Origin of the sequence: Lysinibacillus capsici, from assembly GCF_020217405.1 — a bacterium.
In the GTDB taxonomy this organism is placed as follows: domain Bacteria; phylum Bacillota; class Bacilli; order Bacillales_A; family Planococcaceae; genus Lysinibacillus; species Lysinibacillus capsici.
Genome location: NZ_CP084108.1, coordinates 230,196 through 253,264, shown reverse-complemented (window position 1 = coordinate 253,264; position 23,069 = coordinate 230,196). Strand labels below are relative to the sequence as shown.

The following is a 23,069-nucleotide window of genomic DNA, read 5'->3' as shown; positions in this document are numbered from 1 at the left end:
TTATTCAATATTGCTAGCAATATTGAATAACCTTATATTATTTTTTTATCTATTTTTCATGAATATGCTTTACTGCGGCTTCTTGAATCTCATAAAATGCCCAATGGTGTTTTGGAACATCTTTAAATAATGGTATTTGATCTTCACTGAAGACTTGGCGTTCAAACAGTCGATTTAATACCTTCACTGCTTGTGCACGTGTTAAAAATCCATCTGGATTGAATGTATCGGCTGTTATTCCTGTCATAATTTCTGCTGCATTGACAGTATCAATTGCTTTCACTGCCCAATGATGGACGCTCACATCTTTGAATGCTGGACTTTGTGAGGTTGATGGACAGAAATCGGCATCAGGACGTTCTACACATTGCTGTTCTATCCAGCGGGCAGCCACTGTAGCCATCTGTGCACGCGTAATCAAGCCGTTTGGATTAAAGTTAGTTGCTGTAACCCCTTTAAACAGACCCTTTTCCTTTGCAAATTCGATTGCATCTTTAGCATCATGTTGGAATGTGTCTGTATAGGTTGCCTTTGCTTGCGGTATGGCATTACCTGTTAATTGACGAGCAAACATACTTGCCATCTGTGCCCTTGTAACAGGAGCATTCGGACGGAAGGTACCATCTGGATAGCCTTGAATGTAAGGTAGATGTGTAACACCCTCTGTAGTTGGCTCCTTCACTTCTTCCTTCTCTGGTAAGTAGAGAATGGAGAAGGTAGAGAATTTATTCACCTCAAACTGTAAACCTATTATTCCCTTTTGATATTCTACAACCTTCCCTCGTACAACTTCTTTTGTGCCATCACTATGCTCGATAAAGATCGCCAAATTGGCAAGTTGTTCATCTGTTAAATCTGTAGGCAACGGCAATGTTAATTTAACAGGACGGCTTTGCATATTGGTTTCAATGCTCATTGGACGACCAAGTAACTCTACAACCGCACCTTCTACCAATTGCTGCACAACGGTTTCCCTTTTGGCTTGTTCTACAATCTCTAGCTGTTTATCATGCCCTTTTATCGGAACGAGTCGGAAGTATAGATTTTCACCAAACATTTCCAATGAAGTTTTTGGCACTTCAATTCTAACGTTATCGGTAACAATTTCGAGATGGACTGCCCCATTTTGAAAAAGTGACAGCACATGTTTAGGAATGGACACTTGGACTTGATTTACTTGATCCTTCTCGTCTGGGATAATAATCCTTGCTTTATCATTTCCTTGTTCCTTTAATTTTCTAATTGTCTCTGTTGCACTCTGTGCCGTTAATGTCACTTCATCGTTTATAGTGTTATCGACATTTTTTGTTCGTTTTATTGTTGTTTTAGAAACTAGGTCACCATCACCAGACTCAACATCTACCACAATTTCCTCTACATTGGTTGAAGGTGTTGATGAACCAGAATCAGGATTTGGTGAAGGCTCAGTATTGCCCACACCTGTATTATTACTAATCCATTTTGCATAGATCACTGTGTTTGCTGTAATTGCAGTATTAAAATTATATGGTGTTGTGTAGGCATTACTTGTATACCAGCCACCAAATGTATAGCCCGCTTTCGTTGGCGCTTTCGTTGGCTGACTTGCTTTTCCTTCATGTACTACCGTCTGATTAGAGACAGCACTTCCTCCGTCTACATCAAAACTTACCGTATGTGTCACAGTCACTGGATTCCATTTTGCATATAATATGATGCTTCCACTACCCATTATGAAAGTTGAAGCTGGTGCATAATCTGTTCCAGTTCCATCTGCTTGCGTGTTCCAGCCCTCAAACGTGTAACCCACTTTTACTAGATTTCCTATATTACCTAGAACTGTTACAGTTTCTCCTTGCTCATACGTTTCACTATCTGTTGGAACTGTGCCCCCTGTGTTTGTATTGCCGTTGTAGGTGATAGTAATAGTATGTGCTGAATTTACTATTACAGGAACTACATTACTTGTCGCGGTAGCAGTTGGATTGCCACTTACTCCACTATTCGTGTTTGTCACTACTACGTAGTAATACATCGTGCCTACTGTAGAGGTTGGGGCTGCATAGGTCGCATTTGTTGCTCCGCTAATTGGAGTTCCTCCACTCGTGCTATTCGTTGTGTTACTGTACCATTGGTAGCTCAGGGTTCCTCCATCACTTACACTTGCCCCTACACTTAACGTCGGATTTGTGGCTCCTTGGTTCACAGTCGCTCCCGTTGGCTGCGTCCCGATTGCTGGTGTCTCAGCATCTACTAACGCATGCACTGTTACCCCTACTACATTACTTGTAACTGGTGCAGTTTGATTGCCACTTACTCCACTATTCGTGTTTGTCACTACTACGTAGTAATACATCGTGCCTACTGTAGAGGTTGGGGCTGCATAGGTCGCATTTGTTGCTCCGCTAATTGGAGTTCCTCCACTCGTGCTATTCGTTGTGTTACTGTACCATTGGTAGCTCAGGGTTCCTCCATCACTTACACTTGCCCCTACACTTAACGTCGGATTTGTGGCTCCTTGGTTCACAGTCGCTCCCGTTGGCTGCGTCCCGATTGCTGGTGTCTCAGCATCTACTAACGCATGCACTGTTACCCCTACTACATTACTTGTAACTGGTGCAGTTTGATTGCCACTTACTCCACTATTCGTGTTTGTCACTACTACATAGTAATACATCGTGCCTACTGTAGAGGTTGGGGCTGCATAGGTCGCATTCGTGGCTCCGCTTATCAAGGTTCCTCCACTCGTGCTATTCGTTGTGTTACTGTACCATTGGTAGCTCAGGGTTCCTCCATCACTTACACTTGCCCCTACACTTAACGTCGGATTTGTAGCTCCTTGGTTCACAGTCACTCCCGTTGGCTGCGTCCCGATTGCTGGTGTCTCAGCATCTACTAACGCATTCACTGTTACCCCTACTACATTACTTGTCGCAGTAGCAGTTGGATTGCCACTTACTCCACTATTCGTGTTCGTCACTACTACGTAGTAATACATCGTGCCTGCTGTAGAGGTTGGGGCTGCATAGGTCGCATTTGTTGCTCCGCTAATTGGAGTTCCTCCACTCGTGCTATTCGTTGTGTTACTGTACCATTGGTAGCTCAGGGTTCCTCCATCACTTACACTTGCCCCTACACTTAACGTCGGATTTGTGGCTCCTTGGTTCACAGTCGCTCCCGTTGGCTGCGTCCCGATTGCTGGCGTCTCAGCATCTACTAACGCATTCACTGTTACCCCTACTACATTACTTGTCGCAGTAGCAGTTGGATTGCCACTTACTCCACTATTCGTATTTGTCACTACTACGTAGTAATACATCGTGCCTGCTGTAGAGGTTGGGGCTGCATAGGTCGCATTTGTTGCTCCGCTAATTGGAGTTCCTCCACTCGTGCTATTCGTTGTGTTACTGTACCATTGGTAGCTCAGGGTTCCTCCATCACTTACACTTGCCCCTACACTTAACGTCGGATTTGTGGCTCCTTGGTTTACAGTTGCTCCCGTTGGCTGCGTCCCGATTGCTGGTGTATCGGCATCTACTATTTCGCCAGCTGGAGACCCCCATAATTCGAACTCATAAATATTTGTTGGATTTGGTTTTCCAGCCTCAGCCATTAGAGGCTCGACATTTGTTACTTTTATGCGGAAATATTGATATGTCACCGTAGGGGAAAGCGATTTATTAATAGTGACTGTATATCCATTTTGATCAATTGTAGTATTATTTAAAGAAGAATCAATAGGAGTAAAAACATCTCCATCCTTACTGGCTTCTAAATAAACATCTTTGAATTGATAATTCTCTGTCATTGAAAAAGCAATAACTTTCCAACGCTTAATTATATGAGGACTCCCTAAATCAACCATTAACCAAGCTGGATTGGTTTCTGAAATAGGTTCACTACTTGGAGAATCATTTGTAGTCCATGAATACCATGAGGTTGTTTCGTCACCGTCAACAGCGTTACCACTTACTCCCCATTCTTCTTCGACTTCACTTGATACTGTAACTGCTTTCCCTAACGCAACATTCTCACCCCCTGTATCTGAACTAGCACTTACTTCCATACCTCCAAATACACCAAAAGAAATTAAATTAAAAAGCAATAAACCAACCACAAAGACAGAAGTAATTTTCAACCGCTTTTTATTTTCCATTCAATCCTCTCCTCAAAATAAATTTAGCTCCTTGATTGTAAGGATTGTTTATACAAATCAAGATTTGAATTCCAATATATAAGCACTTTAAAAATTTGTATTCTCACTATTAAAGACCCATTTAAGAATGTCCAAAATGCTATGAAAATATGAAACTATATGTTGTGTTTATCAAATAATTAGCGTTATAAAATTTTTAGTTTACTTGCTAAAATGGCCTCATCGGATAAATACCCTGGTAACATATAATATAATTTATAACCAGATAAGGTTGCATATTCGCAATCGGAGTGCCGGATCCTGTTATACCAGTATTTACTGTTCCTGTTACCGTCCCATTCACCGTTCCTGTTACTGTTCCCGTTACTGTTCCTGTTGCATTCACCGAATCATTCTGAAGTGTAGTATCGGGTGAATTCGTGCTGTATATGTTTACATCTTGATTAGTAGCCGTTTTTGCTACACCTAAACATTTATTTGAACCTGGCACAGATGTCGTATTCCCTGGTACCGTGGTTGCATTCTTAGGTAAATTCACAGTTACTTCACAAGCCCCATTACTAATACTTCCACCACTAATTCCTGCACTAAATGTATTATTTAATGTAACAGTATGAATATGTGGTGGTATCTGACCAGTTTGCAAGGTCACATTTTCACTGCCTGCCATTTGTCCAATTGGCCTATTTGCTAATCCTACACCCTGTCCCATTCCTACTGGCACTCTACCTCGTAAATCGGGTAATTTAAACGTAGTTGTAGCATTCCCTCCATATTTTACTCCTATTAAAGAATAAATCGCCTGATATTGGTTTATTGGCAATTCCTGACCTTGACATAATAACCACCCATCAGGAGCCCAATCTAAAGACCAAGGTAATATAGTTCCAACAAAAGCTTCCATTATTAAATTCTCCCTTCTCACTTATAAATTATTTTTCAAAATTACTATCAATTAATCTCACTAAATTCAAACACCCTTATTATCGAATACCCACTTATCTATCAACCTCCCAAATCATTAATAAATACGGAGACGTTTCATCTATAACAACAAACCCACATCTCTCATACAACCTCTGTGCAGGATTCCCCATCAACACAGTTAATTCTATTGGCAATCTAGATTCAGCAGCTACATGCTGAAATTCCCTCAATAGCACTGTACAGATTCCTCTACCTCTATATTCAGGAAGTATGAAAATATCAATTAGACGTATTGCTTCCTGCTGTACCTCGGTTATCAATCTACCAATTCCTAAACCTTCATACATTATGATTTCATATTTGGCATTAGGAAACTGATGCTGATAAGAAGCTTTTTGAGCATCGTATTGCATACGTAATAAACCTTCTATTTGTTGCTCATCTAATTCTAATATGGCAAATTCATTTTTTCTTGTAGATATAAATAATGAATAAAGGGTATCCTCCTCTTCAGGTAATGCCACTCGCAATTTCACTTTATCTTTCATTTTTCTTTGCTACTCACCTCTTTTCTGAATTTTCAATCAATATCAAGCAACACTCGCTAAAATATCCTTATTTTCTTCTTGTATAGATTCGACTTCTTGGACTTCCATTTCTAAAACTCTTGCTATCTCGGAAGGTGTATGCTTCGTAAACAACATGTACATGGCTTTTATTTTCTTTGCTTGATCTCCAGAAACTTTTAGAGTATTTGAGATTTGGGCTAAATCCGTATGGTTCTCTATCAAATACGATCCTAATAAAGTATTAGTGATTTTTTGTAACTCATTTTGATCCATAGCATTTTTGCATAATGCTTCTGCAGCTATACTCGCTGCCACTGATAAATCCATCCCTTTTTCATGCATACGTTTCATCGCATTAAATTGATCAGACCATTTGCGTAATGTATAATTTTGTTCCTTTACTAAGAAAACTAGCTCTCGATGATTTACAACAGTATCGTGTAAAAGTTCTGTCTCCTTAAATGTCATTGCAAGATCTTTAAAGAAAGCATTAACTTGACTTTGTCCACGATAAATCTCTTGTTTAGTCTTCGTTAAATCATCTTTTGCCTTATTCGTTTCTGCTTGAATATTTTCAAAATACTCTTTCCGCAATTCTCCTTGAATAATTCCTGTAATAAGGTAGAGGACAGCGGCTATTGCACCAAGCGTACCTAGTTTCGCAACTAAGCTATCCAGCACTTTTATTTTTCCAATCCATTGATTAACTACAAATAATGTAAGCGCCACATACTTATCTAAAGCGATTTTTTTATAAGAAGGGACAACGATTGATAAAGAAATCAGTGGCAACGTATTTTTAAAGCATTTTCTCCATTCGAGGAATTCCATTAGCAAACTATTTAAATCATCTTGGATATCATGCTTTAAAATATTTAAGTCAATTGATGTTTCACTTAACTCACTTTTCAGCTCTTTTAAAAGCTTAATTGCTTGTGCCTTTCGCTCTGGGTTATCTGTACGAAATAGATTATCACCAAGCCATGCACTAATTTCTAAATCCTCGTCCAATAGCTTAGAAATGATGCTATCAATTCCCTCTTTACATTCAGCAAGCTTATCTTCTACTTCATAAATATTTTTTAGTGCGGGCTGTAATTCTTCGACATAGGTTGTTAATGTTGCTTCTGTAATCGCCATATTATCCATCCATTCTAAGATTATTTTTTAGCTAACAATTGCTATTAAATCGCTATTTGTCTCTTGAATTGTCATAACCTCATTTACATCCATGTCCAAGACTTGTGCAATCTCATCTGGTGTATGCATTTTAAATAACATGTAGGTTGCTTTTACTTTTTTAATTCTTTCTAAAGACATATCAAGCTTTTGAGAAACTACACTATTGGGCTCTCCCATTTCAATAAGGTAGGCACCCATTAACAGTTTGCTGTAATTGTCTAATTCATTTTCATCATCTTGTTTATTTACTAGATTTGCAGCAACCACTTCTGCTGAAAATTCAATATCTAAGCCTTTATTAATCATTCGCTTCATCGAATCATATTGATCCGACCAACGTCTTAATGTGCCAGCCTGTTGTTTAACAAACGATACTAGCTCCTGATGGTTTGTATATGACTTTGTTAACAAGCCTGTTTCTTGAAAGCTCTTTGCCACATCTTCAAAAAAGGTATTTACTTGCACCTGCACATCATTGATATCCTGCCTTAGCTTTTTAACATCCTCCATCGCAGCCTTTGTTTCTTTTTGGATATTTTCAAATAGCTCCATTCTTTTTTCGCCTTGAATTATTCCATCTATTAACACCACCACAACAATAAGACCTACAACACCTAACCCTAATACCTCAAATATTGGTAGTAATATATCTTTCAATACGACGGTTAATACAAACCCTAGCATTAATCGATGAAAGGGGTTAAAAGCCTGGAATTTAGGTACAGCTATGGAAAACGCAATAAATGGTAACCTATTATCAAAGTAAGTTTTCCAGTCCCCATACTCTTTTAATAAAGTATTTAATTCTTCTTGGATATCATGCTTTAAAATATTTAAATCAATTTTCGCATTACTTAATTCATTGTTTAAGTCATTTAACAGTTGAATAGCTGTTTCTTTCCTTTTCGGGTTATCTGTCCGAAATAGATTATCACCAAGCCATGCACCTAGATCAAATCCTTCATCTTTTAATTTAGATAAAATACTGTCTATATCTCCACCGGCTTTTCCAAGCTTGTCTTCTAGTTCAATTATATTTTTAATACTGGGTTGAAGTTCCTTCACATAATTGTCTAATTGGTATTCCGAAATTGGCATAGCATTCTCTCCTTTCTGATTAGGAAATAATTAAAGAAAATAATTCTTTATTTTCTTTATAAAAAGCTTCAATCTTCATCAATTCCAAATTCACTTGTTCAGCAACTACTACTATGCTCTCTTGGTTTAGCAATAAGTATGCTGCTACTAATAGCTTTGCCTGTTGTTCAGAAAGCTTTAAATCTTGTGCTAATGTCACATAGGTCGCGCCTGTTTCAAGTAGATAAGCTCCTTGTAAAACTCTCTGGTTTTGATAGATTTGCGCTGATTCCTCTAAACTTTCGCTTAATACTTTTGCCGTTAGTTGTACAGCCTCTTGGAATTCCATATCTTTTTCAAGCATTGTATGAAGCATTTGATAGTGATCGGCCCATATTTTCAACTGCTCACCCTTGCTTTTAATCTCAGCAATGAAATCAAGTTGCGTATAGGTCGATTCTGACAATCTATCACTTTGATTTAAATTTGAGACGACATCGCCAAATTGTCTGTCCCATTCAATTTCAGTATCCATAATGATTGACATTAATTTAGCAGCACTGCTTTTTGCTGCATTTATTTGCTCTTTTATGTTCACATCAAAATTGTCTAGGGATACTATTATTTCATTTACTTGACTCGATTCAATTGTTGCAGTTAGAAGGGGTAATTTTGTTACTATCTCTTTTTCAATTAAGAGGGACAGCATTATGTTGAATTGAACATTTGAAGAAAGACTTGTCTCAAAAGGGATGCTTGATACTGCAAATGGAAGTAGGGGAAGCATATCCTTTAAAGTTTGCTGTAATTCTCTGTTATTTTTTTGCAAAGTGTTTATTTCATTGACAAGTAGCTGTTTAATATGTGCCATACCAATTAAAGATTTTTGTAAATCCGATTGTAGTATTCTTACTTCTTCGAGATGTTTTTCTTTCTTTTTACTTGCTAATAAAAATCTTCTTTCTTTTTTTTGAATATAGTTTTTGATACTGCTGTCAATGTGTACAATGACACTTTCGACTTGTCCCTCTAAATTAAAAAAGTACTGAATCGTTTGCTGTAAATTTTCTTCATATGTCTGTAAAGCCGAATTTGATATTGGCAATTCACATTCACCTCGCTTTAGTTTTTAATAATGGACGGGTCCAGCTTCAAAAGACTTGATACGTTTACTGCCATCTCGTTTTTGAATAGTTTTCATCAGTTGACACCACTTGAAACCCTAATCTTTCATATAGCTTTCTTGCAGAATTTATATGAAGAACTTGCAATATCACTGGTTTATTTTCTTTTTTTGCCTTTTGCTGAAGATTAATAATTATATAAGTTCCTACTCCATAGCCTTAGTAACTTGGCAAAATAGAGATGTCGATTATATGTAGTTACTCAGGTAAATCTTTTTTAACACATGTCTGTTATATCTCCCTCGCTTTATTTATCATAAAATTCAGATTTTTAAAAGCCTAGTAATAACTAATACTTAATGCCCAAATAAAAAGTCTATTATTTCATTTATTTTGTGGCTTTTTGCCTTTTTTTCATTATATTATAGGTCAATAGATTTCACTATGAATTCATTCCATTTTTTAGGTTAATTTTTCTTAACCTTTTATTATGATTAGTGATACTAGTAGCTAAAGTATAGTTATTGGCTTCTTTTTAACTATCACTGATGTAGCTTAATAGCTTCCAATCACAAACCTACTGATTGAATGTTAATAAATAATAAGAATCTACTAGAAAGCTACCAAGCCTTCCAATCCGCCCCACAAAAGTGTTACCTTTTTAGCAAAGGTTTTCAAATTAGGTGGATGTCTTCACTACTCTTTATGAAGAGGTGTTGTCACCCGTCACTTCTCTACAATGAAAAAAAGCCTATCCTTTCTCTAGTAATACAAATAATGGGCTATTTTGTTTACTACAGCTAAGTATGAAAGATAAGGAAAGGACACTTTTGGATTGGAGTGGAGCCAGCGTACTCCTAAGGGATTTAGCGTCACAGTGGAGACCCTAGAGCCAACGCTAGTGAGTGAAGCAGCTCATCGGACTCCTCCTGGAAAGGACGCTGGCGGAACGGAAATCAACCGCTCACCTTGCAAAGTCGCTTTTTATGCCGTTGACATCATCTTTTTTCAACAACACGAAGAATCTGCTAGAGAGCTAGCAGATTCGTTAGTTCAACTTATTAATCTAATTGGAAGCGGGAAAAAATTTTCCATACTAGCTCATTTCGATTTGAGACATTTACTTTTTGAAAAATTACCTTTAAATGATCTTGTACCGTGTAGGTTGAAATATTAAGATTATAAGCAATCTCTTTTGTAGGAATCCCTTTAATAACTTCAAATACTACTTCCTTTTCTCTGGGGGTAAGATTATAGGCCGTTATTAAGAAATTGAGCATTTCTCTTGATGATGCTTCATTTATTAATAAAGCGATTTGCTGTTCTTGTTGGCTTGTCAGCAAAAGTGATGCCCGAATAGCAATATAGCCTGTATCTTTGATAGGTACTATTAAAGAAGTATTTGAATTGTACTTGTCAGCAAGTAGTTTTGCACAGATAGCTTGAATAGGCTTAGGAACTTGAATTTCTGCTAAACTTTCATACTTTCTTAAAATGGATAGCAATTCACAAGCTTTGGTATTACTTGAAAGAATTTTTAACCCTTTATCAAAAATAACAATGCCTTGTTCTCCTTCTACAGTTAGGATCCTCTCCTCAATAATATAATGATGGAACTTCTTTAATGATTCACCCATGATTGGCATCAGTCTTTTTATAAGCACTAGATCTTGATCTTTAAATAAAGACTGCTCATTTTTAGCTCTTTTGAAAAGTGTTAAAAAACCATAGCATTGTCCTTGGTAAGTTAATGCGGCTCTTACTTCATCACTAAAGCCATTGGGTATTAAAACTTCTCTATAGCGAAAGCTTCGACTTGAGGAATCGCTTAACCTGCCTATGTTTTGCCCACTGTGCACTAAGAATTCATATTTATTTACATCTTCTGTCATATATTCCAAATCCATAATTTCCTGATGAATCGCCTCTACTGATTGTTCAGTGACTGCTCCTACAGAAAAAAGTGTATGTGTATCCGTTAATGTACAGCAATACGCATCAAAATTTATATGTGTCCGTAGAGCTTCGATCATCAATTGGCGATATTCAAATGAATTACTGCTGTGCTTTAAGCAATGGTCAGATTTTCGTTGCCAATATTGTGTTTCCTTCATAAACACCTACCTCCCCCAGAAATATGGGATATTTCTTTTTTTCCAAAAGTTTATAATTGAGAATAATTCTTAATTGAATTGTACAGAAGTTCAACAAGGAGGAACACTATTTTGTAAAAAATTTTATTGTCTTGCTAGCTACTTCCGTTATTAGTGGCTGCTCAGAGAAATCATCTCCAACAATTGTGGATAGTGAGCATTCAGAAGAACAGCAAGCTCTTAAAGCTACTATTCGTGCACCTAAATCGCCTGCTATTTTTCCAAGCATTCTATTGGCAGAACAACAGAAGGATATTGAATTTATTATCTGGGAAACAGTAGATACCCTTTTAGCTCAAATACAAAAAAACAAGCACAATTTAGGGTACTTCCTCTTAATATGGGAGCTAATCTATATGCAAAAAGAGTGCCATTACAACTTATAGGAGGTTTAGCACATCAAACTATTTTCATACCTATTTAAGGTGGTCCACCAGATATTTTTAGGGAATAGCCCTACACAGATACTAGGGAATTGCTCTCGAAATTTTTTAACGCATAAAAATAAATTGTTTTGGAGGTATTTTAATGGATAGATCTATACATAGCTGGGACAGTCCTTCTGTCAACACTTATCAACAGTCCATTCGACAAAAAATCTTAGGCTATAACCTTATTTATGACATGATGGTCAATATACTTCAGGATTTTACTACTGTAAATAAATTTTTAGTGGTAGGCGCTGGAGGCGGACAGGAATTGCTCACATTAGGCAAATCATTTCCTTCTGCCCATTTCACAGCAGTCGATTCATCAAAGGTAATGCTGGAGCTGGCTGCTAAACAAATTGACTCGCTACCACATCGACCTACTATTATGTGGGTTGAGAAGGATCTACTATCCTTAAGAGTAAATGAGGTCTTCGATGTAACTAGTTGTCATTTGGTTTTACATTTCATAGAAAGCCTTGACCAAAAGAGAACAATGCTTCAAAAGATTGCGGATAGCTTAAAAGAAAAAGGTGTGTTATTTATTTCATCGATAAATGCTGATTTAACTTCACAAACGTTCAAACATGAGCTTTGTTATTGGCGAAGCTCCATGCTTCATAACGGAATAGGTGAGGATCATTGGCAACGCTTTGAGCAATCCTTTAGCGTCACAACCCATCCGATTACTCTTGAATTGCTTATTAATTTACTGAAAGAGGCTGGCTTTACAACAACCATTCCCTATTTTAAATCACATATGATTGACGCTTTAGTTGCTATTAAGGGAGAAACTACTATATGAAAAATGGGAATATCTTAATCATCGGAGGCTATGGTGAAGTGGGAGGGAAAATTGCAAAATTATTGTTGCACAGCTATCCCAACAGAATATGGATTGCGGGAAGAAATATAGAAAAGGCTAAGGATTTCTGTGTCCAGCATAAAAACTTAGTAAGACCTCTTCAATTGGATGTGTCGGAAAAAGTGCACCCCGAGCAATTAGAAAATGTATTATTGGTCATTATGTGTCTAGAGCAAAAAGATACTGCATTTGCAAAGCTCTGCTTAAATGAAGGGATTATCTATATCGATATTACTGCAAGTTATAGCTTTCTTAAAAAGTTAGAGTCACTCCACTTACTAGCTGTACAGAAACATTCTACAGCCATTTTTAGTGTTGGTATGGCTCCAGGTTTGACCAACTTAATGGCCATGCATGCTGCAAGGCAATTATCCTCCCTCGAGAAGATGCATATTTCCATTTTACTTGGGGCAGGCGATACACATGGCACAGCGGCAATTCTTTGGATATTGCAACAATTAAATAAACCGTTTAGTAGCTACAACAATCAGAAGGTTGCTAATTTTACTAATAAGAGAACCGTTAAATTTAAAAAGATTGGGAAACGAAGTGTGTATCAATTTAATTTTTCTGACCAGCATACATTAACAAAGCATTTCCCTTCTATCCCTATCGTCACAAGATTAGGCTTTGATGTTGAGCCATTAAATAAATTTGTATCCTTTTTACAAAAGAGTAGAATTGCTTGCTTATTAAAATTTAACCGTCTACAAATCTTGCTTGCTTCACTTATTCAAAAAATAAAAATTGGTTCTGATGTGTGTGGCATACAAATAGAAGCCATTGGGAAAAAACATCACAAAGAAGCAAGCTTTACATTAGGCTTTCTTGATCGCGATGAATCACTTGTAACAGCGAAAGTTGCAGCATATATAGCTAACGAGTTCCTTAACAATAAACATCCAGCAGGAGCCTATCATATTGAGGAATTATTTACATTAGAAACCTTACAGACTTATTTTGATAGGTCCTTTCAATAAAAAAGGCATTTAGCTCTCATCTAACGGAGAAGCTAAATGCCTGTTGTTTTATTATAAAACCTTCTCTAAAAAATCCTTAGCACGCTGTGTTGATGGCGCTGAAAAAAACTGTTCTGGAGGAGCATCCTCAATGAGCTTGCCGCCATCAAGGAAAAGAATACGATCAGCAACCTCACGAGCAAAGCCCATCTCATGTGTCACAATCAACATAGTCATCCCAGAATCTGCGAGGTTTTTCATAACGGCCAATACCTCTTTAACCATTTCAGGGTCAAGTGCCGATGTAGGCTCATCAAATAATATAACTTTAGGGTCCATGGCAAGTGCTCGCGCAATGGCAACACGTTGCTTTTGTCCCCCCGATAAGCGATTTGGATATTCTTGACGCTTCTCAAACAGACCCACTTTCTTTAGTAACTCTTCTGCTTTGTTGATAGCAGTAGTCTTATCTATACCCTTCACATTGATTGGCGCATATGTTAAATTTTCAAGCACCGTTTTATGAGGGAAAAGATGAAAATGCTGAAATACCATACCTACTTCTTCACGTATTTTCATTATATTTGTCCCTTTATCTGTCAGGACATCCCCTGCAATCGTTACCTTCCCACTTGTCGGAGTTTCTAATAAATTTAAGCAACGAAGAAATGTCGATTTACCTGATCCTGAAGGTCCAATAATAGCAATTACTTCTTTTTCTTTAACTTCAGTTGATATACCCTTTAATACTTCATTCTGCCCATAAGATTTGTATAAATCTTCTATTTTAATCACTTTTTCTCATTCCTTTCTCGATTCGTTTACCAAGGAACGTTAAAACAAGCGTCATGATGTAATAGATTACCCCTGCAAAAAGTAATGGCTCAAGATAACGGTATGTTGAACCACCTACAATGTAGGCACGACGCATAATATCTAATGCACTGATTACTGTCACAACTGCCGTTTCTTTATTTAATGTAATAAATTCATTTACTAAGGAAGGTAAAATATTTTTTACTGCTTGCGGAATAATAATATCCTTCATCATTTTTGCATATGGAATACCCAGTGCTTGTGCAGCTTCCATTTGTCCTTTATCAACTGCATTGATACCAGCACGGATAATCTCTGAAATATATGCTCCTGAGTTTAAACCAAAAGCAATAATAGCTGTTGGAATAGGATCAATTTGGATATCTAGTAATTGTGGTACTGCATAATAAATAATTAGTAATTGTAATACAAGAGGTGTACCGCGGAAAATCGACGTATAGAAATCAGCAAACCAACGTAAAAAATTCACTTTACCAATTTTACATAATGCTAAAAGTATACCTACGATAAAACCAATGATGGATGCACCGATTGCAATTTGAAGTGTAACACCTATCCCTTTTAAAATATAAGGAATAGAGGGAACAATGGCTGTAAAATCTAAATTCACAGCGCCCCCTCCTTTCTTTTTCATCATGATGTAGCTTTGTTTTTTGTACCAAACACAAATTTAGAAGAGGCTTAAAGGATAATAATGAAAAGCACAAGCGATAGCCCAAAAGTAGAGCTATCGCACGCAATTATTATTCAACTTTTTCTAACCATTTTTCTTCTAACTCTTTGATTTTGCCTTCTTCAGCTAGCTCTTTTAAAGCTTTATTAATTTTATCTTTTAAATCGCTTCCTTTTGGAACAGCGATTGCTTTGAAATCTTCAGGCTGTTCTTCCACTGGGAAAGCCTCTAATTGATCATTCGTTTTTAAATAGCCTTTCGCAACGCCACCCTCTAAAATACCTGCGTCTAAACGTTTAGACATCATATCTTGCACAATCTCAGGGATTCGCGTACGTCCTTCTACTGTTACATCAACCTTTTTCGCAATTTCATTACCTAAGTTTTCCTGAATAGATGCAGTTTGTACACCTATTTTTTTACCAGCTAAGTCAGCTTCTTTTTTAATACCGCTATCCTTTTTAACAAGGATTACTTGCTCTGTTTCATTATATTTATCTGAGAAATCTACCACTTTTTCACGCTCTGGATTCGGTGTCATACCAGAAATAACGACATCAATTTTCCCGGCTTGTAGTGCTGGCACTAAACTGTTAAAGTCCATATCTTGCACTTGCATATCAACGCCTATTTTTTCTCCAACTAATTTGATTAGATCAATATCAAAACCAATAATTTCTTCGCCTTTTGCTGCATCCACATATTCAAATGGCGCATAGTCAGCTGATGTACCAACTTTTAATACTTGCTTACCCTCTGTATCCGTAGTAGATCCTGTATCGCTTGCATTATTGTCTTTAGTGCCACATGCTGCAAGTACACCTATTACTAGTACCAGCATCATGATGAATAACTTGTTCTTCATAAATTGTAACTCCTTTTATTTATAATTTATTGTGTATGAGAATACATTTCTCGCATATAGTTGATTGGATATTTATTCATGTTGAAGAATAAAAAATCTATCTGCTAATTAAGATATACTCTTTTGAAATAATAATCAAGATAAACTAAAAAAATTTTAGCTAAATATTATATGCATAATTTTCTGATAAGTCAATTTATTTTTGTTTTCATTCATTTTACAAAGTAACTTTACTATTTTCCGTTTTCGCATTATTTATTCCCCCATCATAAAAACAACTTAATTTCAACAGTTCAGAGATAGAGATTATCGCCATCCTTTAAGCTCGCAATATTTAGAGTTCATCGCTAGTAGGAATTTTGTATTAATGCCGTAAGTTATCTTGTATAATCCAAATAAATCATTTGAAAGGGATTTTTACGATGAAAAAATTATCGTTATTGTTCGCAATTATTATTGGCTCAGTGCTGATAGCAGGCATTACCTTTTTCTTAACTCAACCTAAGTCGCATGGGCCGCAAGCGATTGAAGGTGTGATGGATTTACGTCATCATTCATTTCACGATAATACGCCTATCAAATTAGATGGGGAGTGGGCATTTATCCCCAATCATTTAGTGGACGGTGAAACCTTTGATTCTTATCAAAGCTATCTTGTTAATGTCCCTTCAGCTTGGACAAAATATACAATTGATGGGCAACAAATACCTGTATTTGAAAGTGGAACTTATCGTCTCAAGGTTTTAATCGATGATACCGAAGATATTTTAGGAATTAAAACGAGTAACATTCGAATGTCGAACGCATTGTATATTAACGGAAAGCGCATTGGACATAGTGGAGAGCCAGCTGAGGATAGCAGCTATATACCCCACAATACTCCATATACAGCTTATTTTTCGCCTGATAAAAAAGAACTTGAATTGATTGTACATGTTGCCAATTTTGATTATGCACCAGGAGGAGGAATTATTAGCTCCATTTTTTTAGGGGATCAATCTAGTATTGCAAAGCTTCGAGAGGGTGCCATATTCTACGATTTAATTACCCTAGCAGGTTTTTTAACAATGTTTATCTATTTTTTTGGCTCATATCTTTATTCAAAATTTGGTATAGAACAGCTTTACTTCTCTATATTTTGTTTTGCAAGTGGGGTCTACACCCTTACCCATGGGGAAAAGTTATTACTAGACTTTATAAATATTCCCTATGCTCCATTTCAGAAAATACAAATGATCTCTAGTATAGCTGTAGGCCTTTTTATATTGTTATATTTTTACCGTGCTCTAATAAACCATATGAACCGTTTAGTTGTGAAAGTGTTTTGCGCAATAGGTACCCTTCTAATGCTTGTTGCATTGCTTCCAACGTCCATTAATTCACTATTTCAGAATATCAACTCATTGTATGTATTCGCAAATATTGTTTATATTTTCTATGTGCAAATTATAGCAATTTACAAACGTGCGACTGGAGTAATGTATTTAACATTAAGCTCCCTAGCCATTTTGCTTTATTTTATCGTTGCAACGTTAAATACAAATATTAATCTTGAACTGAGTGCTCTACCACCATTGTTACCATTTATTTGCCTGACAATGCTTTCCCTATATATTTCTCATCGTTTTGCAGATTCTTATTTAGAAAAAGGCAAGCTAACAGAGGCACTGATACGTGTAGATAAATTAAAGGATGAGTTTCTCGCTAAAACCTCTCATGAATTCCAAACGCCTTTACATGGCATTATAGGCATTTCGCAGTCTATGCTAAAGGATAATAGTTTACCTATCTCAGCGGACGAACAAAAAGAAAAAGTATCACTTATTTTCAATATTGCAGAACGTCTATCCTATTTAGTCAATGATTTACTTGATTTTTCAAAGTTGAAGGAGAATGAATTAACATTGCGGATGACATCTGTAGATTTATATGCCATTGCACATATGACTGTAGAAGTGCTTTCCTACACGATTAGCAAGAATGTCAAAATTTATAATCATATAGAACGGGGAACCTTTGTCCAAGCTGATGAAAACCGTCTTCGCCAAATTTTATATAATTTAATTCATAACGCAGTGAATTATACAAATGAAGGAAAAATTGATATAACTTGTTATGAGAAACAGTCATTCCTAGTAATTGAGGTTAAGGATACTGGGTGTGGGATAGCACCAGAAAATTTAAAAACCATTTTTAACCCATTCCAACAATTCAATTATTCAATCGGTGGCAGTGGATTAGGTTTACATATTACAAAGGAGCTTGTCGAGCGGCAGGGTGGAAAAATATTTGTGGATTCTATTGTCGGACAAGGTACTACCTTTTCATTCAAATTACGAAAAGGTCAGCCGACTAATGAGGAATTACCATCATTGCCAATCCAAACATACCAGCATCCTTTTCTAACATTTCCACATATTGTTGAAAAAATAGGAAAGAAAAAAATTCTTATTGTGGATGACGATGCTGTTAATTTAAAGGTACTAATAGATATATTGACACAAGAAAACTATTCTATTATAGCAATTGATAATGGACATCATGTATTTGAGTACCTTACACAACAACCTAGTATCGATTTATTAATTTTAGATATTATGATGCCCTCTATTTCTGGCTATGAGATATGTCAACAAGTTAGACAAAATTACACGTCTACAGAGCTACCTATTCTAATGTTGACTGCGGCGGTTCGCCCAGAGGATATGATTGCAGCCTTTCAAACTGGTGCAAATGATTTTTTACATAAACCTTTAGATGCTACCGAGCTAAAGACAAGGGTACGCAATCTTCTTTTATTGAAGGAGTCTGCAGAAACAGCTGTGAAGATGGAAACCGCATTTTTACAGGCACAAATTAAACCGCATTTTATTTATAATGTCTTAAATTCCATTCTGTCTCTAAGCTATTTAGACTTAGATAAATCACGGGCAATGATTACAGATTTTGCCACATTTTTACGTAATAGTTTTGCCTTTGAAAATGCCAACAGTCTCGTCCCTTTGGAAAAGGAGCTTAGTCTTATTGAGGCCTATGTAAATATTCATCGCACTAGATATCCTGAGCAATTAGAATTTAATATTTGCATGGATGAGCCTATCCAATGCCTTATTCCTCCTTTACTGCTTCAGCCTTTAGTAGAGAATGCCCTTCTTCATGGTTTGAAAATCAGAAAAGAGCTTAGCGAGCTACTATTAGTTATAAGGCAGGAAGAGCATATGGTAATTTTCCAACTGATTGACAACGGCATTGGTATATCTTCAGAGCTTTTAAGGCAAATTCAAAATGGTGAAAAAACAGCTAGTCAAGGCATTGGTATTTTAAATATTTCCAAAAGATTAAAAAAATTCGACAACGCTACTATCCATTTTGATAGCCACGAAAACAAAGGAACGACTGTTGAAATAAGATTTCCAATAATTACTTTATAGAGGATGTGAGCAGCTTGTTAAAAGCAGTTATTATAGATGATGAAATTTTAGCCATACGTTTATTAGAATCCATGCTAAAGGCAAGTGGCTCTATTGAGATTATTGGAACCTTCCAGAATCCTAAAGATGGTTTAGTAAATATTGATATGTTAAAACCTGATATTTTGTTTTTAGACATTGAAATGACTGAAATGACTGGTCTTGAATTTGCTTCTAAAATAGAAAATGTTTCAAGCTATATAGATATTGTCTTTGTTACAGCTTACGAAAATTATGCTTTAGAGGCCTTTAATGTACAGGCTATAGATTATATTTTAAAGCCCATTGACCACAACCGACTCTTAAAAACAATTGAGCGGCTACTTGAACGAAGGCAGCATAAAAAATTAATACAACCAATTGAACATACTTCTGTAAATGAAGGAACCAAAATTATTCATACATTACACTTCCATATACACTCAGGAAAAGTTTCAATTGGTGATACTGTATTAACTTTATCAACAAAGGAATTCCAAATTTTATTCTTTTTAGCACAGCATTGTAATCAAGCTTTTCCAGCTGCCGAGCTGTACCGACTTATTTGGGACGAGGATAGCTTTGGACAAACACAAGCCTTACGAGTTCATATCAGCAATTTAAGAAAAAAACTTGAAACGATTCCAGGTCATACAGCTAAAATTGTGATGGTAAGAGGCTCTGGGTATCAATTAGTTTTTCAAGAATAATTTGAAAGGGAAGTTGATTAAACCAATCAACTTCCCTTTCACTTGAATGTTATGAAATGTCCAATGTTTACTACCTTCTGGCTATGCTCTCTCATCTCTTGTGCAGGGATTTCCCCGCTCTCTTTGAACAATCTATGTTTGCTTTAGGGCAAAGCAGTTCTCCTTCTATTTTATCGTATGTTCTTCAGGGAACAATTTTGACTTTAATTCATCTTCACCAGAGCCCTTGGCTAATGGAACGCGAGAACGATAGGCTGCACGACAAATTAAATGCCCTGCAACGGGCGCTGTCACAAAGACGAAAAGAATACCTAAAATGAGCCGTACACTAACAAAACCGTCATGCACCCAAAAATAGATAAACGCTCCTAACAAACAGGTTAAGACAGATAATGTAGAGCTTTTTGTAGCAGCATGTGATCGTGTATAAACATCTGGTAGGCGAATCATTCCAAATGCGCTAATAACACTCACAATGGAACCTATAAGAATAAGGATAACTGCTGCCCATTCAATCATTTGATTTACGTTCAACAATTACACCTCTTTCTATATATTTTGTAAATGCAATCGTTCCGATAAACGCTAAAATGCCCAAAATAAGTATAGCTTCTAAATATGCTTTAGTCTTCAATATAATAGAGACAATCGCAATAGCTGATAATAAATTAACACCAATTGTATCGAGAGCTATCGCTCGATCAGGCATTGATGGACCACGAATAACACGATATAACGACAGCGCAATGGAAATACTGAAGAAAGCAAGTGCAAGAAGTAATATATTGTTAATCATTAGCGTGTCACCTCCATTATTGCTTGTTCAAATTTTCCAATTGATCGTATAACTGCATCCTTTGACTCTTCTATGTCCATAGCATGGATATAAAAGATATCTCCCTCTTCTGATACCTCCATGACGACAGAGCCAGGTGTTAATGTTAATAGTAAGGCAAGAGCTGTAATCTCCCAATCACCCTCCAATACAGTTTTATATGTGAAAATACCAGGTGTAATATTTAGCTTAGGTGTAGTGATTTGTCTTAATACACTATAGCTTGATAAAAATAGCTCCCAATTAAACAACCATAATAACTTGATGATGGAAAAGACCCTCCGCATGTAAAATTGAGTACCATAAAAGCGATGCATCGCATATAGAATACCCATGCCTACAACAAAACCCATTAAAAATGTCGAAAATTGTGGTGTTACTTCATCCTGTAGAAGTAACCAAAGTGTTGCGATAAATAAATTTAAAATAAACTGCATCGCCATTATTTATTCACCTCACCTTGCCATTGTTCGCCATCTAAAACTGCATCGATATAGATAGATGGTGTATAAAGAGTTTCAGCTGCATCTGTGACAAATGGTGCCAGTTTTTCTGCCCCAATCCCTAATCCAAATGTGCAAACAGCCAGTAATGTTAAAGGCAACAATATACGTTTAGGTAAAGGTTTTTCATCTTCTAGGCTAATAATGGTTTCGCCAAAAAACGAAGAAAGAAATATCCTTAACAATGAATATAAAACAATTAAACTAGAGAAAAACCCTAGACCTAATAGAACGAAATGGCCACCTTCTATCGCTCCTTGTCCAATTAAAACCTTTCCTAAAAAACCACTTAGTGGGGGTATACCAGCTAGTGAACACATTGCTATAAAGAACAACCATCCAAAAAAGGGATAGTTACGGATAAGTCCACTCATCTTATCAATTACTGTTTCCCCAGTGAGATAGATCATCATGCCAACAGCTAAAAACAACATAGCCTTAGCTATCATATCGTGCATTAAATAGTAGATAACACCTTGTAAGGCTGACTCTGTACCTACTGCTAGCCCAATTATTATAAAACCAACACCAATTAATACATTGTAGGAGGCTATTGTTCTAACATCACGACCTGAAAGTGCACCGATACAGCCTGCTATAATTGTAATTCCAGCCATGATGCCGAGAGCTGTGTGTGTGACTTCAGGATTATTAGGGAACAGCAATGTAAAGGAACGAACAAGTGCATACATCCCTACCTTTGTTAATAAAGCAGCAAATAAAGCAGCAATGGCAGTTGGTGGTACGCTATACGAGCCTGGCAACCAGAAGAATAATAAAAGTCCAGCCTTCAAGCTAAAGACGATTAAGAAAATAAGCGCTACTGTTGTAATAAGAGGATTAGCTCCTGCCTCCATTACACGAACTGAAATATGGGCCATATTTAATGTGCCTACTGTTCCATACAGAAAAGCTAGTGCTACTAAGAAAATCCAAGAGGCTACAATATTGATAAGCACATATTTCAATGCTTCACGTAGCTGAATTTTTTCGCCACCTAAGCTGATCAGTGCGTAGGAAGCAAGCAACATCACTTCAAAACACACAAATAAGTTAAAAATATCGCCCGTCAAAAATGAACCATTGACACCTGCTATCATCAGCAAGGTAAATGGATAAAAATACATTTTTTCATATCTTAGCTCCATTGTAAAAATTGCATATAGCATACAAATAAGGGCTACAATATTTGCAACTAACACTAATAGTGTCGCAAATGAATCGGCTACAAATGAGATTCCAAATGGTGGTGCCCATCCACTAAAGTCAATGCGCATCACACCCTGTTCTTGAATCTCTACTAATAAAATGACGCTGATGATAATAATAAAGCTCAATGTCAATAAGCTGATGATGCGTTGTAGCGTCACATGCTCTTTTAAAAACACCAGTAAAATAGCCGTAATTACCGGTACAATTAATGGTAAAACAATCATATTACTCATCAGGCGTACCTCTCAATTCATCAAAATTCCCTGAACCATTTGTTTTGTACGCACGATACCCTAAAACGAGAACAAAAGCAGTGACAGCAAAGCTAATCACAATCGCTGTTAATATTAATGCTTGAGGTAATGCATCTGTATATGGTCCCTCTGATTCTCCTAATAACGGCACATCCCCTTTTTTTAAACCTCCCATAGTCAGAATCAGTAAGTGGGCAGCATGAGATAAAACAGCGGTTCCTAAAATAACACGTAATAACTGCTTTGAGAGGATTAAGTACGTCGCAACAGCTACTAATATACCTACTAAAACAAGTATTAAAGACTCCATTG

Annotated in this window: 20 protein-coding genes; 5 read left to right on the top strand and 15 right to left on the bottom strand. The window is 36.5% G+C overall.

Annotation, left to right across the window (positions count from 1 at the left end; all coding sequences use genetic code 11):
* Positions 1–49: 49 nt before the first annotated feature.
* The 7 genes from LCP48_RS01290 to LCP48_RS01260 form a co-directional block, all read right to left on the bottom strand.
* The gene (locus tag LCP48_RS01290) at positions 50–4,135 is read right to left on the bottom strand and encodes an S-layer homology domain-containing protein (RefSeq protein ID WP_225340592.1); all 4,086 of its coding nucleotides are present in this window, start codon (positions 4,133–4,135) and stop codon (positions 50–52) included.
* Between the two features lie 208 nt (positions 4,136–4,343).
* Positions 4,344–5,039, bottom strand: coding sequence for a phage tail protein (locus tag LCP48_RS01285; protein WP_009371514.1), 696 nt, complete (start codon positions 5,037–5,039; stop codon positions 4,344–4,346).
* 94 nt (positions 5,040–5,133) lie between these two features.
* Positions 5,134–5,610, bottom strand: coding sequence for a GNAT family N-acetyltransferase (locus LCP48_RS01280; RefSeq protein WP_004233183.1), 477 nt, complete (start codon positions 5,608–5,610; stop codon positions 5,134–5,136).
* Between the two features lie 42 nt (positions 5,611–5,652).
* Entirely contained in the window at positions 5,653–6,771 is a 1,119-nt protein-coding gene (locus LCP48_RS01275; RefSeq protein ID WP_004233182.1) for a hypothetical protein, read from the bottom strand.
* A 27-nt stretch (positions 6,772–6,798) separates the two neighbouring features.
* Positions 6,799–7,911, bottom strand: a complete 1,113-nt coding sequence (locus LCP48_RS01270) for a hypothetical protein (protein ID WP_225340591.1) — start codon at positions 7,909–7,911, stop codon at positions 6,799–6,801.
* A 19-nt stretch (positions 7,912–7,930) separates the two neighbouring features.
* A complete protein-coding gene (locus tag LCP48_RS01265; RefSeq protein ID WP_009371511.1) occupies positions 7,931–8,995 on the bottom strand; it encodes a hypothetical protein in 1,065 nt (354 codons plus the stop codon).
* Positions 8,996–10,075: 1,080 nt separating this feature from the next.
* Positions 10,076–11,128: a helix-turn-helix transcriptional regulator gene (locus LCP48_RS01260; RefSeq protein ID WP_004233174.1), complete on the bottom strand. Its 1,053-nt coding sequence runs from the start codon at positions 11,126–11,128 to the stop codon at positions 10,076–10,078.
* Between the two features lie 131 nt (positions 11,129–11,259).
* Here LCP48_RS01260 and LCP48_RS01255 point away from each other — a divergent pair, with 131 nt between their 5' ends.
* The 3 genes from LCP48_RS01255 to LCP48_RS01245 all read left to right on the top strand — a co-directional run bounded on the left by LCP48_RS01255 (position 11,260) and on the right by LCP48_RS01245 (position 13,440).
* Positions 11,260–11,553, top strand: a complete 294-nt coding sequence (locus LCP48_RS01255; RefSeq protein WP_004233172.1) for a hypothetical protein — start codon at positions 11,260–11,262, stop codon at positions 11,551–11,553.
* A 142-nt stretch (positions 11,554–11,695) separates the two neighbouring features.
* Positions 11,696–12,400 carry a class I SAM-dependent methyltransferase gene (locus tag LCP48_RS01250; RefSeq protein WP_004233164.1) on the top strand — a complete coding sequence of 235 codons (705 nt, stop codon included), beginning with the start codon at positions 11,696–11,698 and terminating at the stop codon, positions 12,398–12,400.
* Positions 12,397–13,440: a saccharopine dehydrogenase family protein gene (locus tag LCP48_RS01245; protein ID WP_004233162.1), complete on the top strand. Its 1,044-nt coding sequence runs from the start codon at positions 12,397–12,399 to the stop codon at positions 13,438–13,440. The genes LCP48_RS01250 and LCP48_RS01245 overlap by 4 nt, the downstream gene beginning before the upstream one ends.
* Positions 13,441–13,491: 51 nt before the next feature.
* Here LCP48_RS01245 and LCP48_RS01240 read toward each other — a convergent pair whose 3' ends face one another.
* From LCP48_RS01240 to LCP48_RS01230, 3 genes are all read right to left on the bottom strand, one after another.
* Positions 13,492–14,214, bottom strand: coding sequence for an amino acid ABC transporter ATP-binding protein (locus LCP48_RS01240; RefSeq protein WP_004233160.1), 723 nt, complete (start codon positions 14,212–14,214; stop codon positions 13,492–13,494).
* Entirely contained in the window at positions 14,207–14,866 is a 660-nt protein-coding gene (locus LCP48_RS01235; RefSeq protein ID WP_004233158.1) for an amino acid ABC transporter permease, read from the bottom strand. Before LCP48_RS01235 ends, LCP48_RS01240 begins: the two co-directional genes overlap by 8 nt.
* A gap of 133 nt (positions 14,867–14,999) precedes the next feature.
* Positions 15,000–15,794: a transporter substrate-binding domain-containing protein gene (locus tag LCP48_RS01230; protein WP_004233155.1), complete on the bottom strand. Its 795-nt coding sequence runs from the start codon at positions 15,792–15,794 to the stop codon at positions 15,000–15,002.
* Between the two features lie 422 nt (positions 15,795–16,216).
* On the opposite strand from LCP48_RS01230, the gene LCP48_RS01225 reads away from it, so the two are divergent.
* Entirely contained in the window at positions 16,217–19,225 is a 3,009-nt protein-coding gene (locus LCP48_RS01225) for an ATP-binding protein (protein WP_225340590.1), read from the top strand.
* A 14-nt stretch (positions 19,226–19,239) separates the two neighbouring features.
* Positions 19,240–19,953 (top strand): DNA-binding response regulator, encoded by a 714-nt coding sequence (locus LCP48_RS01220; protein WP_009371508.1) that lies wholly within the window; start codon positions 19,240–19,242, stop codon positions 19,951–19,953.
* Between the two features lie 165 nt (positions 19,954–20,118).
* On the opposite strand, the gene LCP48_RS01215 is transcribed toward LCP48_RS01220, so the two are convergent.
* From LCP48_RS01215 to LCP48_RS01195, 5 genes are read right to left on the bottom strand one after another with little or no spacing between them, the layout of a single operon-like run.
* Positions 20,119–20,487 carry a Na+/H+ antiporter subunit G gene (locus tag LCP48_RS01215; protein WP_004233152.1) on the bottom strand — a complete coding sequence of 123 codons (369 nt, stop codon included), beginning with the start codon at positions 20,485–20,487 and terminating at the stop codon, positions 20,119–20,121.
* Positions 20,465–20,749 (bottom strand): Na(+)/H(+) antiporter subunit F1, encoded by a 285-nt coding sequence (locus LCP48_RS01210; RefSeq protein WP_004233151.1) that lies wholly within the window; start codon positions 20,747–20,749, stop codon positions 20,465–20,467. Before LCP48_RS01210 ends, LCP48_RS01215 begins: the two co-directional genes overlap by 23 nt.
* Positions 20,749–21,231, bottom strand: a complete 483-nt coding sequence (locus tag LCP48_RS01205) for a Na+/H+ antiporter subunit E (protein ID WP_004233146.1) — start codon at positions 21,229–21,231, stop codon at positions 20,749–20,751. Before LCP48_RS01205 ends, LCP48_RS01210 begins: the two co-directional genes overlap by 1 nt.
* Entirely contained in the window at positions 21,231–22,736 is a 1,506-nt protein-coding gene (locus LCP48_RS01200) for a Na+/H+ antiporter subunit D (protein WP_004233145.1), read from the bottom strand. The genes LCP48_RS01205 and LCP48_RS01200 overlap by 1 nt, the downstream gene beginning before the upstream one ends.
* Entirely contained in the window at positions 22,729–23,067 is a 339-nt protein-coding gene (locus LCP48_RS01195; protein WP_004233143.1) for a Na(+)/H(+) antiporter subunit C, read from the bottom strand. The genes LCP48_RS01200 and LCP48_RS01195 overlap by 8 nt, the downstream gene beginning before the upstream one ends.
* Positions 23,068–23,069: the final 2 nt, after the last annotated feature.

Excerpts from the sequence above, each read along its gene's own strand:
- LCP48_RS01260 (WP_004233174.1), bottom strand. The coding sequence starts at position 11,128 with ATGAAGGAAACACAATATTGGCAACGAAAATCTGACCATTGCTTAAAG.
- LCP48_RS01210 (WP_004233151.1), bottom strand. The coding sequence starts at position 20,749 with ATGATTAACAATATATTACTTCTTGCACTTGCTTTCTTCAGTATTTCC.
- LCP48_RS01230 (WP_004233155.1), bottom strand. The coding sequence starts at position 15,794 with ATGAAGAACAAGTTATTCATCATGATGCTGGTACTAGTAATAGGTGTA.
- LCP48_RS01275 (WP_004233182.1), bottom strand. The coding sequence starts at position 6,771 with ATGGCGATTACAGAAGCAACATTAACAACCTATGTCGAAGAATTACAG.
- LCP48_RS01250 (WP_004233164.1), top strand. The coding sequence starts at position 11,696 with ATGGATAGATCTATACATAGCTGGGACAGTCCTTCTGTCAACACTTAT.
- LCP48_RS01290 (WP_225340592.1), bottom strand. The coding sequence starts at position 4,135 with ATGGAAAATAAAAAGCGGTTGAAAATTACTTCTGTCTTTGTGGTTGGT.
- LCP48_RS01205 (WP_004233146.1), bottom strand. The coding sequence starts at position 21,231 with ATGGCGATGCAGTTTATTTTAAATTTATTTATCGCAACACTTTGGTTA.
- LCP48_RS01225 (WP_225340590.1), top strand. The coding sequence starts at position 16,217 with ATGAAAAAATTATCGTTATTGTTCGCAATTATTATTGGCTCAGTGCTG.
- LCP48_RS01270 (WP_225340591.1), bottom strand. The coding sequence starts at position 7,911 with ATGCCAATTTCGGAATACCAATTAGACAATTATGTGAAGGAACTTCAA.
- LCP48_RS01280 (WP_004233183.1), bottom strand. The coding sequence starts at position 5,610 with ATGAAAGATAAAGTGAAATTGCGAGTGGCATTACCTGAAGAGGAGGAT.
- LCP48_RS01245 (WP_004233162.1), top strand. The coding sequence starts at position 12,397 with ATGAAAAATGGGAATATCTTAATCATCGGAGGCTATGGTGAAGTGGGA.
- LCP48_RS01285 (WP_009371514.1), bottom strand. The coding sequence starts at position 5,039 with ATGGAAGCTTTTGTTGGAACTATATTACCTTGGTCTTTAGATTGGGCT.
- LCP48_RS01200 (WP_004233145.1), bottom strand. The coding sequence starts at position 22,736 with ATGAGTAATATGATTGTTTTACCATTAATTGTACCGGTAATTACGGCT.
- LCP48_RS01195 (WP_004233143.1), bottom strand. The coding sequence starts at position 23,067 with ATGGAGTCTTTAATACTTGTTTTAGTAGGTATATTAGTAGCTGTTGCG.